The sequence below is a fragment of the Nocardia carnea genome (genome assembly GCF_029869215.1).
Taxonomy (GTDB): Bacteria; Actinomycetota; Actinomycetes; order Mycobacteriales; family Mycobacteriaceae; genus Nocardia; species Nocardia carnea_B.
Window position 1 is genome coordinate 1 of the sequence record NZ_JARWPM010000181.1, and the last position, 16,609, is coordinate 16,609.

Here is a 16,609-nt window from a genome sequence, read left to right on the forward strand (position 1 = left end):
GGTCAATGCCGCGCTGTCGTTGCTGGAGAGCGCGCTCGCGCCGGGTGGGGTCGGCGAGCGGACGGTCGCGTTGAATTCGTCACGGACCAGCCAGTCCCTGCTCGACCTGATGTTGCAGTTGCTCGGGGTGGTGGGGCCCGCCCCCGCCCCGGCCGGGGGGCGGGCCGGCGGGCCCGGCGCCGCACGGTCGCCACCCCAACATCCGGCCGATAGGACCACGCGGTCTGGCCTCCGGACTCAGCTCCGCGCGGGGGTCGTTCAGGATGCGGGAAATCCGGCGGGCGAGGGCCTCCTGGCCAGCGGCGGTCATCCCCCGGAAATACTGAGCGAGCACATCCGTGGCACTACCGTCCCCGGTCGGCTGGGGCACCTGCCAGCCGCCCCGCCCGTCCGGCACCACGGACAGGCCCAGGAAGCCGCCACGGAAGTACACGGGCTGCGGCCGGGCCGCCATGTGCGTATAGCTGCTGAACTCCGAGTTCGTGATTGCGAACTGCCGGGTGTACATGCGCTGGACCAGCGCCGCCGGATGTGGCTCGGTTACCGGCGTTTCCGCATCCACGAAGCGCTGGTAGACCTCGGTCACGAAGTCCGGGCGCAGCTCGCCGACGGCTCCGGGCCGCCGGTGGTTCTTCTGGTACTCCTTCGTGACCCGTGCCTCCGGGCCCAATTGCGCCAGCCACTCGTCGAATCCGAGGCGGACCCGGCCCTCCTGCCGGTAGCGGAGGTAATGATCGAGCAGCAGAATAGTGGCCTCTTGCCGGTTGGGCAGGCGGTCGACGCCCTCGGCGTCCGCGTGGCGCACCCAGCTCAGGTAGGGGTCGCCGTCGGGCCCGATCTTCGGTTCGAGGTACTCGAGGCCATGGCTGCCGTCCCAGAGGACGTTCGTAAAGGCCGGGTCGGTGAGCGCCAGTTCACGCAGGGCATCCATATGTTCACCGCGTGGTGCGGCAATCGACAGCCCCGGCTGCCACCTGTTCTTCGCGCTCGCCGGGTACCGCACAATCCGGTCGGTGAGTCGTTCCGGCACTCCGCGCTCGTCCGCCGCGGCCCTCTTCGCTATCTCGGCATCGAGCAACCGCCGGGGCAGATCGGGGTCGGTGAGATCCGGCCGGTTACTCGTATCCCGGCTCAGCTCGGGCATGGGATTGCCCCACTTCGGGTCGTGCACTTCGTCGGCGGCCCGGACGGCATCCATCAGGATCTCGGTCCGCTCGGCTCCCCGGCGCTCCAGGAAGCGGTGCACGGCCTCCCGACCGGCCTGCCGGGCGACCGCCTGCGGATCCTCCGCGCCGGGATCGCGCTGCCGGGCCCGCTCGGCGCGGTGCAGCGCCCGCTCGTGGGCGGTGTTGTACGCCTCCTCTACCGGGCCCACCGGCACTATCTGCCGGCCGGTCTCCCGTACCTGCCGGAACCCTTCGATCTCCAGCGCCAGCCAGCGCGCCCGCTCAGCGAGTGCGGCGGGACCTTCGAGGGTGCGGCCACGGCGTGGATCCGCGATATGGGCACCGTCACCCGTCAGCCCTTGTCCCCGGTCCCAGGATGCCGCGAAGCGCGCCGCGAGGCCGCCGGGGCCGGTCACGGGACCCAGCGTGTCGAGTTGTGCCCGCACCGCCCGGAATGCCGCCCGATGCGCCGCATTCTGCGTATGCACCTCGGCATGCCCGGAAAAGGCTTTGCGCACAATCTTGTACGCATCGGTGAAGGCATCGGTATAGGCCCGGGCCAGCGGATCACCGGAGCGGTGTTCCACGTAGCCCATCCCGTTGACCATCGTCCGGAACGACAGGGCGTAGGCATCGGCCGCCCGGTCCAGCATCAGCGACAAGTACTGGTCGTGGGTCAGGGTGGTGCGCTCCAGCAGGGGGTCGCCGGCAGCCGTCAGCTCGGCCATGCGGGCGGCGAAGACGAGGTCGCGCGCGTGCTGGGCCGCGTCGTCGGCGCTGTCGAGGATCACCGTCCGGGTGGCCGGGTCGTAGCCCAGGGCATCACCCAGCCGGGTCCGGTTACCCGCGCTGTGCTGCGCTGTGGCGTCGGGCTCGGAGCTGAAGCGCACCTCGACCCGGTGCCGCTCCAAGGTCTGCCGGGTCCACTCGGCGCGGTTGCTATCGATGCTGCGGAGAGCCTTCTCGGCCTCGGTGCGGAGCGTGCGGGCACGGGTGGGCAGATCCACCGGCGGCCCGTCGGCATCGGTAGCGACCCGCGACGTATCGGACGCGAGGGTGGATCGGGTGCCCGATGGTTCGTTGCCGGCCGGTGGTGCCTCGCCGGCGGGTCGTGCCGGATGATCTTCCGCGGCGCGCGGGAAGACGAAGAGCCGGCCGGTGCCGTCATCATGCACTCGCAGACCGGCAGCCGTGCCGGATTCGCCCGGCCGGGCGCGGTTGACCAGTTCCGCGAGCTCGTCGATGACCCGGTTACGGGCTTCCTCCAGTTGCTGCTGCCGCGTGGTGAGTTCGGCGAGCAGACGAATATCGTCCTGGGCCCGGGTGTCCTGGAGGTGCCGGGCCCGTTCGGTGAGCAGATCGCTGATCTCCTGGCGGGTACCGCCGGGCTCGGTGAATTCGACCCCGTGTACGCGCCGGTGTTCCGCGAAATGGCCTTGGATCCGCTGGAAAACCCGTTGCCGATCGGAATCCGTCCGAACCAGCTCGCGCCGGCCGGCCGCCGCCCGCCGCAGCAACCGCTCCACCTCGCGCGCTTGCGCCGGGGAGCGCGGAATGTACTCGGTCATCCCGTCGGGCGGCCGGATATCGTGCTGGGCAACCCAATCCGCGGCGGCCGTTTCGCGGCCCGGGGCGCCGAAGTGCGGGTGGCCCAGCAGCGCGGTGACCCCCGCGGCCCGCGCCAACCGGTGCAGCTCCGCGGCATCGGCCCGCGGATCGAGTGCCCCCGCCCGCGATTTCTCGCCGGCCACGGTCCGCAGCTCGGATTCGGCGCGCGCGAGTTCGTGCCGCATACCGAACACCGCCTCGGCGGACTCGCGTAGCGCCGCCACCCGGTCGGAGTAGGCGCTCAGTTCGCCCACCCGCATCGTCCGGTTCAACAGCCGCTCGACCGCACGCTCCAGCGCTGCCGGATCATCCACCTCGGCGGTGCTCACCGGCAACGTGTCCATCAGAGCGTCACGGCGGGCCACGGCATCGGCGAGCGCGGCGGCCGCTTCGTCGCGCCGGGCGGTCGCCCGGTCCACCTCGGCCGCCCGGATATCCGGCGCCTCGGTGGGCAGTACGCGGCCCGATTCGCCGTCGGTGGCAGCCCGGACGGCCGCATCGTAGGCATCCAGATACGCCGATTCCAGCGTTTGCTGCCGGACCACGTCCACTGCATCGGCATGCGGACCGCCGAACGGCGCTAAACCGGTATCCCGCAGATCCCGGTGGAATTCGGCCTGCCGGGCCAGCGCCTCGGCCTCGGCCCGGTTCCACGCGGCCACATGGGCATCCCGATCCAGTGCACGCACCCGGGACGGTGTCACCTCGACCTGTCCGCCGACCACGGATTCGATCAGCGCCGCGGCCCGCACCACGGCCGCCGCCTGCGCGATCTGGTCGCGCTCCGCGGACCGGATGTAGACATCCATCGTCCGCGGGTCGAAAGAATCGCCGGTTTCCTCCCCACCGGGCGGTTCGAACCGGACCGAGGCGCCCGCATCCCGCAACACCGCCAGTGCGTGCCGGCCGGCCGCACTGCGGGCCAGTATTTCCCGTATTTCCGAGCTCGCCGGATCGGCGGGGGCATAGCGCCAGCCATCGACCGGGTCGGTCTCACCCCGGATCGAATCCAACGCATCCGCGGGCGAATCCGGCACGCTCGTGCCGGCGCCCGCCTCGGACTCTTCGTCACCGGGGAGCGCATCTGCCGGCGTGGTGCCGCTGTCCGCGTCCTGCGGTATACCCGGCCCCGGCGTATCCCGTCCACCGAGCCCCGGCCCGATCCCCAGATCGGCCGGCCGCGTCAGCCCGGCGCCGGTATCGAAGGTGTCGTAGTAGTTGTCGATCGCCTCGCGCAACAACGCGCTGTACACGACGCGTGCCGGTTCGGACGCATTTCTGCCGTTGAGTACGACATCGAGGACCGCATCGGCCAGCACCTCGGTGGTGTTCAGATCGCCGCGACCGGTGAAGCTGTAACCGCTGAGCTGATTCAGCCACACGCTGAAGTGATCGGGATCGAAACCACCGGTCGACTCGGTGTAGTACTCGATCAGCAGCTCTTCGACTGCCCCGCGGGCCCGCATACTGCCCGCGAAGTCCAGCCCGTGTCCCAGTTCGTGGATCGTGGTCGCAAATGCCGGGCGGGCCGCCGAGTTACGGGGCGAGAACTCGGTATCTTCGCTGCGTCGCCGCGATTCGTAGAACTCGGCCGGATTGCGTAGCAGCCGCTCGTTGAGCGTGACCCTGTCGGTGAAGTAGCGGCCGATATCGTCCGGGTCGAAATCGTAGAAGGCCAGACCACGTACGTGATCGCGTTCGGTGATCGGCCCGATCTGCAGCTGCCGGATATCGAGCATCGGGAACTGCGACATCATCAGATCGATCGCCCGGGCGACCTCGCGCACCAGCGGCAGATCCAATGGCGGAACATCCGGATCGTCCGGGTCGGTGAAACCGGTGATCTCCCGGAACGAATACCGCTCCCGCAAGGTGGCCACGATCTCGTCGAGCCCCATCGTGGACCATTCGCCGTCCACCGGATCACTATCCGGTTCCGCCCGGTCCTCCGCCGGTGCCGCGTGGTCCGGCCGCTGTCCGTCGCCCGGTTCGTCCAGGCCCGCCCGCGGGTTCGCCACGCCGGGTTCGCCGGGGAATTCGGGACTGTCGTCCCGGCCCGGCGGATCCACTGCCGCGGGTTCGGGTCGCAGGAAGCGCACCACTACGTCGTCGTAGTCGCCGCGCGAGCCGACCAGATCGGCCGGATCGACCACCACCTGGGTGAACCCGTGCTCGCGGGCCATCTTGCCGGTAAAGGTACGGGCCGCTGCCTCCTCGTGGGACATCTCCGGGTTCTCGGCGAGCAGCCGGTTGAACGTATCCAGGTTGGAGCGCAATTCACCCGACCCGTACCATTCGCCGCGCACTTCGGTCACCAGATGGCCGAGGCGGCGCATGGCCTCCTGGAACATGCCCCGGCCGTTGAGTGTTCCTTCCCCCGCCTTGACCTGGAGTCGCAGCGCGCCCTCGGTATCGACCGTCGCATGGACACCGTTGAGCCGGTCCGCGCCCCCGTACCGGTTGGTGTACCGGTCGACGACCTGGTATTCGTCCTCTCCGGGCCGCTGTTCCGGCTCCCCCTCACCCCGTACCGGCGGTAACGCGTGCTCGCGCAGTTCACCCAGCCGCCGCATCGCCAGATCGTGCCAGTCCCCACGGCCCGCGTCGACGAACTGCTGCCGCACCCGGGCGAATCGTTCGATATACGCATCGACGGCGGACCGGGTCATCCCGTTGTCCCGGTATTCGATGCTCCCGTCCGGGGCACGCTGCAACAGGTGGCCGGAGAACGGACCGATATCGCCGGGTACTACATCGTCATCGGTGAATGCTGTCCGATTCCTGAATCCGACCGGTTGCCGGTTCGGCGTGGACAACCAATCCACCGCGCCACGAGCAGAATTGCCGGCCACCACGTCGAGCAGACCCAGCGCCCGCCCGGCCGGGGTGCCGGCGTAGCCGAAACTCTCCGGGGCGCCCCGGCTGGGCGCGTACTTGCGTCCGGCCGGGGTACCCTCCCGGACCTCCTGATAGATCACCCCCGGCTCACCCGGCACGGTGCGGGCCACCGGCGCGCCGAGTGCGGCACCGGCCACCGCGGCGAGATACTCGCGGACCGCCGCATCGGGGTCGCCGCCGGTGAAGTCCTTGCGGATCAGCTCTCGCCCGTCCTCATACCGGATACGTTCGACCCGGGTGGTGCCGGAGGTCGGAATTTCCGTGCGGCCCACCTCTCCACTGGCCTGGGCGGCCCGCACGATATCGGCAAAGGACGGGATGCCCCATTGGGCATCCCAGACCGCAGCGTGGTATTCGGCATAGGACTGGCCGGGGCTGACCGGATGGTCGCCGATCAGCGGGCGCAGAGCGTCGAGACCGGCGATATTGGCGAGCGCGTCACGGTCCTCGGGGGCACGCCCGGCCGTGCGCTCGTGCTCCGCCCGGAAGGCATCGACGTAGACCCGTTCCAGTGCCAGTTCGGGAATATCGTGTCCCGCGGCGCGCAACTGGAGAACGGCGATGATCTCCAGCGCGTGCGCCCGGGCCTCTACATCGAGGATGTGGTCGAGGTAGTCCTGCTGCGAATTGTGTATCGCGCGCTGCAGGCCCGGATCGCCGGCGCGATAGTTCTCGGTTTCGACGTGGATCGCCGCGTGCACGATGGCCGCGATCTGGACGCCGTCGGACAACTCCGGATCCGGGTCGAGCACGAGCGTCCGGCGGGCCGGATCGTAGCCGGGTGCCCGGTCCCGGTCGTAATCGATCCGGATATCGTTGGCCCGCAGCGTTTGATCGGCCCACAGTCCCGCCGGTGCGGCCGCCAGCGTTTCCCGGATCTGGTCGGTCCGCTCGGCGGCGGCGGTGTACGGGCCCTCCGAACCTCGTGGCCGTTCCGGCTCCCCCAGGACCTCGGCGGCACCCGGCGCCACGGGCGGCTCCGACCCCGGATGATCCGGACGCGGGCCACCCGCGGGGTCGGGTCCGTCGCCGGGCGGCGGGCCCGGCGGCCGGCCACCAGCGGCGTCCCACCACATATCGGCGTTGGCCCGATGCTGGCCCGCATTCCACTCGGCCTGAGTGGCGCGATCGCGGTAGGACGCGGCCGCATCCGGCGAGCCGCCGGCCTCGAGATCATCGGCCAGCCCACGCAGGTAGTCGGCCCGGTTCTGCTCCAGATCGGCGCGGGTATCGGAAAGCTGCGCCCGCAGTCGAGCGGTGGACTCACCCGGGCCCGGCGCATCGGGTTCGCCCACAGCGTGCGGTGGCGCGGCGGGCGGCTCGTCTCCGGGGCCGCCCGGAACCACGCCGCCTGCGGCCTCGGGGCCGTCACCGTCGTCGTCGCCGTGGTCCGGTTCGCCCCGCACCACCTGCTGAATCCGGTCGAGAGTTTCGTCCATCCGGTCGAAAGCCGCATCGGTATCCCGCTGGGGCTGCGCGCTTTCGACCGGGTCGTCCGCTTCGTCCGGCGTGCGGCCGGGCGGCACGCCATCCGCCTCCGCATCGCTGGGTGCCGGATCCCCGGCCACCGGCTCGCCCGGCGCCGCGGGGTGTGCCGGCACCTCGGTCCCGGGCGCCGGGGCGGTGCCACCGCGCGACGACACGGAACCCTCCGAACGTGGTGGCAGAACCTGGTCGCGGGCCGGCGGCGCATAGGGCACCCCGGCGCGCGGACCGGTCAGGGGCGGCCGGTGGTCGTCCCAGTGCGGCCCATCCATTCGGGAGACCAGCGCCACGACGTCTTCCCAGGTGGCCTGGTATCCGGTCTGCTCGTTCAGGTGGTTCAGCATCCGGTGCCACGACCACGCATCGCGGATGAGCAGCAGATCCTCGGGGAGCGGCGTACCGTCGATCAGCCGCTGCCAGGCTTCGGCGATATGCGGTAGTTGCGGCAGCCCGCGCCGGATCTCGGCACCGGATACCGGATCGTCCATCAGCACGTCGGCGCGGCGCATCAGGAGGTCCTTGACGGCGCTCACATCATCCGGTGTCAGTTCCGGTACCGCGGCGCCCACCAGATCCGTGAACGGGACCGATACTTCGGAGTCGTCTCCGGCCGGTCGATCCGGCGGGGGCAGGAGCAGCGTCGAGTTCAGTATGTCGTCGGCGTCGCGTCCGGCGCTCAGCTGGTCGAGCAGTTGTTCGAGCGCGATGCGCCGGATCTCGGGGTCGGCGGGGACGAGACGATAACCCAGATCCTGCTGAAGCCGGTCGATCGCGACTCCCAGGTCGACGAGCTGCGCATCGATATCACCACGCGGGTCGACCGCCGTGCGCGGCAGTACTTCGCGCCGGATCCGCTCGACGATCTCGCGGGCATTGTCGTGGATTTCCTGTTCCCGGCGGCTGCTCAGCAGGTCCGCGATCCGCGCGATATCGGAGTCGTCGCCGCGGAACCGGTCGTACTGGTCGTCGGCCCAGCTCTGCACCTGTGCCCACGCCTCGCGGCGCTGCCGGTCCCGGTCCGCCACATGCTCCGGAGCTCTATCGGACGCTCGGAGCGGCTCGGCCGACGGAACCAGCGGCTGCACCTCCGGAGGTGTCGAACGGAACCACGGATGCCCCTTGAACCGCGGGCGTAGCCGAGTCGGATTATCCGGATCGCCGTACCAGGTCCAGCCGGAAAGGGCGGCGATCTCGAGGAACACCCGCATGAGATTGCTCGCCGCATCCGCGAACGGAAGTTCGTAGGTGGGTATGGAATTACCGGTAGCCGGTTTGCCGCCACCGACGATATGCGGCAGCAGATCGGCGTTCACGCCGTCGGGGTGCGGGCCCCCCGGCTTGGCCGGTGCCGGATCCGCGAAGGTGTCGACGACGGCCGCCTGCACCCGGTCCACCGCCCAAGCGCTGATACCTTCGGGCAGATCCCGTTCTTTGAAGCCGCCCTCGTCCGTAGGCGTGCCCTGGTGTTTGTATTTCCAGTCGGGCCGCTGCGGATCGACCGTCCGCCATATCCCGTCCCGGTCGCGCCAGCGCACCGTATCCCGCGACGCGGCCGGGTCGTCCGCGGGCAGTACGGGCGCACGCCGGTCCACCTGCGGCCCGTCCGGTCCCGGCTCGATCCGCCAGTCGCCGACCCGGCCGGAATGCACGGTGCGGTATTCGATGGTGGCGTTCGGATTCATCATCGCCCGCACCACCTCGGCCGAGGTATGCAGGGCGTGGTCGAGTGCGGCGTCGTAATGGTCCGCCCCGGAACGGGGCAGATACCCCAGCGGCTCCCGCGGACCGTAGACGATGATCCGCGGCGCCTCCCCGTCGATCACCCCGACCCGGTCGGTCGCCATCCGTCCGCCCGCGGCCTCGATATCGCGGAGTCCGGCACCGGCCAGATGCGCCATGGTGTCCTGGATCCGGCCGATCCGGTTGTGTGCCTCGTTCACTGCCCGGGCCGCGGCGGCGAGCGCGTCGATATCGCCGCTTCGCTCCGGGAACGCCTCGCGCAGCCCGTCGATCGTTTCGCTCAGGCGCTGCGGGGTCAGGACGGACTCGTCGACGGTTCCGTCCGCGACCACCCCGAGTTGCTCGGCCAGGTCGTTGCGGATGTGCCGATGCGGTTTGACCCGGACCAGCTCGCCCGCCCGCTGTGCGGCGAGCCGATCCTGCAGCGGGCCGATCTCTTGCAGCGGCCGCCGTTCGACCGCACCGCTGCTCTCCAGAACCTCGATTTCCCGGTCGGTGCGGGCCAGCGCATCCCGATAGGCCAGGGCCTGGCGGGCCGCCGCTTCGAGCCGGCTCAGCTCGTTCAACCGGCGGTCGCGTTCGTTCGGCGGCAGTTGTTCGCTGTGCCGCCGGAATCCGTCGCCGTCGCCGCTCGGGGCGATATCAGTGGTCCGGCTGGTCGCCCGGTGCTGCAGTTCCGCCAGCGTGCGCGACAGCGACTCCCGGGTGCCGAAAACCTCTTCCGGTCTGCTGATACCCATCCAGCCGTGCACCCGGCCGTCGCGCTTACCACGCCAGAACTCGGCCTCGCGTGCCTGGTTGTTCCGTTGCTCGATCAACCTGTCGTATTCGGCGTTCGCCCAAGCGGTTCCGGCGTCCACCGGGTCCGGGTCGGCCGGTGTGCCCGGCTCGGCGGCGTCGTCACGGCCGGCGTCCGAACCACTGGGATCGGGCAGGCCGATGACGCGGGTGGCCGCGCCGGGATTGCCCAGCTCCGGAATGCCGAACCAGCCGAATTCGGACGGTGCGCTCTCGTCGACTGTTCGCATGAGCAGGTCGTGGATGAGGCCGATAGGCCCCGCGGGGTCCGGCGGCGCAGTTCCCTCGGTATCGAACCGGCTCATCGTCACGGCGAGGAAAGCCTCGGCGACGGCCTCGGCGGGGTTCAGATGCAAGCCACCGCGGTGGAAGCTGTAGCCGCTCAGCGTCTCGTGCAGCCAATCGAAATATTCGTCGAGGCTCGTGGCGTCCGGATTCCGCTGGAAGAACTCCCGCAGCAGATGACCGCTGACTTCGCGCCGCGCCGCGTGGTCGGTGGCCGCGTCGAGCACATGGCCGAATTCGTGGACGGCCCGCGCGTAGGCGGGACGGTGCCGCACAGCATCCGGGAACCATCCGGTCCGTGCGTTGTGGTCGGCATGGCTACGGACAGCAGCGGGATCCCCGGCCATGAAGGCGTTGAACTCGATCGCATCGCCCTGCCGGACACCGTCGACGAGCTTCCACCGGGTATGGCCGAAAACACCGGCCTTCATCCCGTCGCGGAAACCCACCGAATTCAACCTCGCCGAGGGATGTTCCCGGAACATATCGACCAGGGCCCGGGCGTATTCGCGGGCCATCTCCGGATGCAGTTCCGGCCGGTCGAACCCGAAAACCTCGAAACGCTGGTTACCGGTGATCGCCCGCACTTCGTCGCGCAACCGTCTGCCGGCTTCCTCCGCGGACAGGCCCGACCACCCGTCGTCGTCCGGCGCGCCCAGCAGGTCGGTAGCCGAGGGCCGATGACCCCCGTCGATGACCGGCAACTCCTGGGTGTCCGCGGTGGACAGCGCGGGACCCGGCTCATCGGTTCCCGGCACCGGCTGTAGATCCCCGGCCACCGGGATCGGCTGAGTATCGTCGACCCTCCTGATCGGCTGGGTATCCCCCGCGAGGGGCACGGCGCGGGTCTCGCCGGCACCCGCGGCCGGCCATCGGACACGGTCGGCTCCGGCCGGCCGGCTATTCCCCGCACCCGGCAAGCGTCCCCGGTCGCGTCCGCCTTCGTCACCGGAGTTCCGGTCGATACCGCCGATGACGTCGAACCGCACCGGCCGCCCCGGGAGGTCTAGATCGAAGCGCCGCACGGTGGTATCGCCCTCGGCGGTGGTACGTACCTCGACGTACTCGACCTGCAGCGTCCCGTCCCGATGCGCGGTGAGCAGCTCCTCCCGGGCGCGGAGCAGCGCGCGGCCGGTATCGCTGTCGGGGTCGATACCGCGGGCACGCAGCTGCGCGGGCGTCTCGGTGAGGAGCCTGGCGAGGTTGTGGTCGATCGCCAAAGTGCGCCGGAGGTACTCGGGGGAACCCTGTTGCGCGTCCGCGGTGCGCGAACCGCCGAGCGGTGAACGGCCACCCTTCGCTTCGACCACGAGCAGCTTCGGCGGCGTCGTCCCGGAACCCGGGACGAAGGCCGCGACATCCACAACGTTGCTTGCGGTGCTGTCCCCCTCGAGTGGGGTGAGCTGCACGACTCCGGGATGCAGATCCGGATCGACCGCGTAGGCGAGGCCGCCCAGTTCGCCGAGATGCTGAGAGGTGGCGACTTCCCGCAGCCGCAGCGCGTGGAATTGCCGGGCATGTTCGCCCAGCGCGTCGAGTACCGCCAACTGCTCCGAGCGCAGGCTCTCACTCAGGCCGGGGTTGTCGCGCACCAGTCGCTGCTGCTTCGCGATCTCCTCGCCCACGGCCCGCGGACTGCGATGGCGGATCTCGGTGAGGTCTTCGCGGGTGAACCGCCCCAGCTCCGCCCGCAGCCGCGCGCGGTCGGCATCGAGGCGGGCATGTTCGGCGCGCTGCTCGGCCCGCTGGGCCACCGCCTCGGCCATCCGCTCGGCGAGGACCCGGTCGGCCGTCCGGTACGGCTGCTCCGGCCCGGGTTGTGCGTGATGCCGGTAGTCCGCGGCGCGGGAGCGGCCGGGATCGTCACCGAACCACCCTTCGGCACGGGAGTTGCCGACACCGCCGATCGTATCGATCGGAACCGGCTCGCCGTCGCGGGTGAGATCGAACCGGCGCACCGTGACATCGCCGTGCGCACCGGTCCGCACCTCGTGGTACTCGACCTGCAGAGTGCCGTCCCGATGAGCGTCCAGCAGTTGGTCCCGGGCGCGGCTGAGCGCACGCCCCTGGTCGCTGTCCGGATCGATCCCACGGGCTCGCATCTGTTCGGGACTCTCGGTGAGCACGGTAGCGAGGTTCTTGTCCATGGCGAGCGTCCGGCGCAGATACTCCGGCGACCCCTGTTGCGCCGCCGAGAGCCGGGAACCGCCGAGCGTCGAGCCCACTCCCTTGGCTTCGACCACCAGCAGTTTCGGCGGCGCACCATCGGTTCCGGGTACCAGGACCGCGATATCGACGACGTTCTTCGCGCTGCTCGCGCCCTCGAACGGCGACAGCTGGACCGCACCGGGATGCAGGTCCGGATCCAGGGCGTAGGCCAGCCCACCCAGTTCGCCGAGCCGCTGCGATGCGGCGACCTCCTGCCGGACCAGCAACCGGTATTCCTCGGCATGGAAACGCAGATCGTCCAGGATCGCGAGCTGTTCCTGGCGATCCTCCTCGCTCAGACTGTCGTCGTCGAGAATCCGCTGCCCGTCGCGAGCGATCTCCCCTTCGATCTTGTTCGGGGTGAGGTAGCGCAGGTCGGTGAGATCGGCCCGACCGACCAGCCCCGCTTCCACAGCGAGGGCTTCGAGGTTGGCGGCGAGCAGGTTACGCTGCTCCTGCTGCTCGAGACGCGTCGCCGAAGCCTCCGCCAGCAGCCCGGCCAGGACGGGGTCGGTGGGGAGATACGGTGTGGCGTCGCCCAACTGCGCGCGGTGCCGGTAGCCGCTGCCGCTGAGCGGGTCGGGCACCCATCCATGCTCGTCGCGGAGACGAAAGTCCTTGTCGCGATAGGTGTTCGGGGGGTCGTTGCGGTGATGCAGCCGGCCCTCGGAGTCCCGGTAGACCGCATCGTCCCCGCCGACGTCGCGTGGTGCCGCACCCGGTTCCTCCCGCCGCCCGGAAGTAGCGTCGTCCGCAGGCCGATTCCGGCCCTCATCGACGCCCGACTCCGGTGGCCGGCGAACCCCCACGCCCCGCTCCTCCGCACGCTCCGGGGACTCGTCGCCCTCCAGGCGGGGAGGTACCTCGTCCTCATCACGAGCGGCCGGACGGTCCGCATCCCGGACGGCGGACTCGTTCTCGTCACGACCGGCCGGCTCGGCCTCATCACGAACCGCCGGCGCATCCCCATCGTGAACCGCCGGCGCATCCCCATCGCGAACTGCCGGCTCGTTCTCATCACGCGACGAGGGCTGATCATCGTCGCGGCTCGACGGCTGGTCATCACGACTCGAAGACCGATCCTCATCACGACCCGAAGGTTCATCCGAGTTCCGGACCGACTCCTCCTCGTCGCGGCTCGCGGGTTCGTTCTCATCGCGATTCGACGGCTCGTCCTCGTCGCGACCCGCGGGCTCGTCCTCGTCGCGACCCGCGGGCTCATCCTCATCGCGCCCCGCGGACTCATCCTCATCGCGCGAGTTCTGCTCGTCGTCCGACGGTGTCTGCTCATCGTCGCGCGGCCAGTCGGAAGTCCGCGTTTTCGGGGTGCGGCGCGCCTCGTCCCAGCGGTCGTCGGCGGTGGCGCGATGCTGTTCGGCGGTACGGTCGGCCTCGTCGGCGCGGTCGCGCAGCAGATCGCCGAGTCCGGCCGGGCCGTTCTCGTCGAAACCGTCCGCCACCAGCCGCAGCACCTGGGCGCGCCGGCGTTGCAGCAGCGATTGCAGATCGGCGTTCTCCGCATCCCGCCGCGCCGTGTACTGCGCCTCGGATTCCCGGCGGCCCTGCCGGTTCGACCGGTAGTCGTCCTGGTTGTGCCGCAGATACTCCTCGACCGACGGCCGGACGCGCGCATCGTGCCCGGAGGGCGGCACCACCCGGCCCGCCCCGTCCAGGATCGTCGCCGAAACCTTGCGCACCTCCGCCGGTGCGTCCGGCGGGTAGCCGCGGGTGGGCGGGGCCCCGGTGGGATCGGAGACCTCGATCTTGTACTCGCCGGTGAGCGGATCGGCCACCACCCGCATCGAGTAGGCGTGTGAGCCCACCCCGTGCTCGTCGACCGGACCGGCGTAACTGTCGATCACGAAGGCGCGCGGGCCCCGTCCGGCGAGCACCAGTTCGGGTGGCAGCTGGGCAGCCTGCCGCAGCAGTTCGTCGGCGACCGCCTTGTGCCGCGCCTCGGGCTCCCGGCCCGGCGTCTGATCCGGGGCCGGATAGTCGTACAGCTTGCCGCCGAGCGCGTCCTCGATATCGGAGCGGTCCATACCGCGCGGCCCGACCGGGTCTTCCGGCGGCCTGATGCGTGTGCTTCCGGTCTCCTCTTGCAACTGGGCCAAGGTGAGGCGCGCGCATTCACCGCGATCCCGCGGTTCAGTGGTCCCTTCGGGCTCGTCGGGATTCCGGGTCCGGGTCTCGTCGGGATCGTCCGGCGAGGGGTCGAGGTTGTCGGGATCGTCCGGGTCGGGGTTGTCGTCGGCGTTCTCGGGTGTGCGGTCCGGGTTGCCGGCGGGATCGGTATCCGACCGGGTGTCGCGCCGTGGGCCGCGGGACTCCGGATCGCGTGCCGGGCTGCGTGACCCGCCCTCGCGCGTGGTCGAGGTGTCCGCAGGATCGGCACCGGGTACCACCAGCGGGAGCACATCCTCCGGCCCGATGCGGCCGTCCCCGACATCGCCGGGGACGCGGGTTCCGGGTTCCTGTCCGGTGTCCGCCCGCGGAGCCTCGTTCGAATCCGCAACGGGGACACCGGTGCGGCCCGCGCGAATACCCTCCGTACCCGGATAGGGTCGCCGATCACCCGCTCCGGCTCGATCAGCGGCACCCGCCCGATCAGCGGCCCCCGCCCGATCGCCCGCACCGGCACGGTCACCGGGCCGCGACCGCGCGGCTCCCTCGCCGGAGCCCGGCGCGGAACGTCCATCGCCCGGCGCACCGGGCTGCGCCCGCGAATCACTGCTGCTGCCCGGTGCGGGCGACGAGCCGGGCGCCGCGGGACTGGAACCACCCGGGGTGGCTCCGGGCGCGGCCGGTGCGGAACCCAAGGCGGGCGCGGCCCCGGGAACACCCGGTGGGGCGGCGGTCGCAGGCGGTGTGGGAGCGCCGGCGACCGGACCCGCGACCGGAGCGCCGGCAATCGCGCCCGGGACACCGCCGGTACGGTCGCCGGTCGAGGGATCCGTGGTCGCGGTGGCACCGTCAGCGGGCGTACGACCCCCGCTCTGCCCATCGGCCCGGTCGCTATCCGTCTGCCCTGCAACAGAATCAGTGCTGTCGGACCGATCACGCGACGAATCCGGGGTAGCATCCGCGACCGGCCCGGCGGGTTCCTCGTTTTCGGTCCGGTCGGCGATACCGGCACCGGATTCGGAGCGATCGGCACCGTGGGTCGAATCCCCGGCCTGGCCCGAATCCGTGGAATCGTCACCGCGGGAAACTTGGCCGCCGTCATTCGCCGGCGCGTCCGAGGTGGTCGAGCCGGGCTCGGAATCTCCGCGACCCGCACCGTCGCCGGCACTCGACGAATCACCGGTGGTGGCGGCCGGGGAACTGCCGCGGTCGCCGTTGTCCGTGCCCGAGTTACTGTCGCTTGTCGAGCCACTATCGGCCGGCGAACTGCCGTTCGTCGAAGAACTGCTGTGGGTCGGGCGGCTACTGTCCGTCGACGAGCCACTGCCCGTCGAGGAACCACCGTCGGCCGACGAGCCACCCTCCCCGGTGAATCCGTTTACTTCGGGTCCGCCCGGTGTCCGCGCCGGGCTGCTGGTCTGCGAACCATCCGAACCCGCGCCGGCACCGTCCGTACCACCGGGCAATCCGGCACCGGGCGAGAAGCCGGTCCGCGAGTCGGTGCCGCCTATCACCGCGTTCATCCGGTCCGTGAAGGTCCGGTCGCCCCAGGTGTCGCGGTAGTTCTGGCTGTGCACCCCCCACCCGTTCTTGGCGGCCAGCGCGTTCATACCCCCCTTGGCACCGCCGGTGAACGCCCCGTTGGTCGCACCGGAAACCAGTGCCAGCGGCCCGAACTGCTGCGGCAGCGACGACATCGTCTGGTCCATCGCCGTATCGAAATCACCGGTCTGTGCCCAGATCACGGCGAATTGGGTCGGGATGGCGGCGACGGTGCCGGCCAGCCCGCCGACCAACCCGGCACCGGCGCCGGTGACGACTCCGTTGAACGTCTGGCGCAGCGCGCCGGCGCCTTCGCGGGCCAGCCTGTTTCCGATCACATCACCCAGCGGCCCGGCGGCGGCGCCACCGGCGGCGGACGCCACCGTGGTTACCACGATCTGCCCCAGATCGAAATCCGGTCGATGCCCCTGCTCGATCTGCCAGCCCTGGATACCGACTTCCTGCAGAGTGCCGAGGATCGTATCGATGGCCATATGACGCAGCATGAATCTGACGAATTTATTGCTCGCGATGCGCATGATCGTCTGCAGGACGCGCTGCAACAGCAGGCGCACCGCGAACCGCGTGGCCGCGATGGCCGCGGCCTGAACCGCCGGCGCGGTGGGCGGGAAGATCAATGCCGCCGCGAGTTCCGCCGCCAGCAGCCCCAGCGACGACAGATACATCAGTTTCGTGTATTCGATTTCGGTGCCGGTGCCGTATGCCGAATCACCGAGCTGGCGGAAGTAGTCGGC

1 protein-coding gene is annotated in these 16,609 nt (G+C 70.4%); it reads right to left on the reverse strand.

Annotated elements, in window-relative coordinates; genetic code table 11:
* Positions 1-79: 79 nt before the first annotated feature.
* Positions 80-16,540, reverse strand: coding sequence for a hypothetical protein (locus QH276_RS12335; RefSeq protein ID WP_280406733.1), 16,461 nt, complete (start codon positions 16,538-16,540; stop codon positions 80-82).
* Positions 16,541-16,609 lie beyond the last annotated feature (69 nt).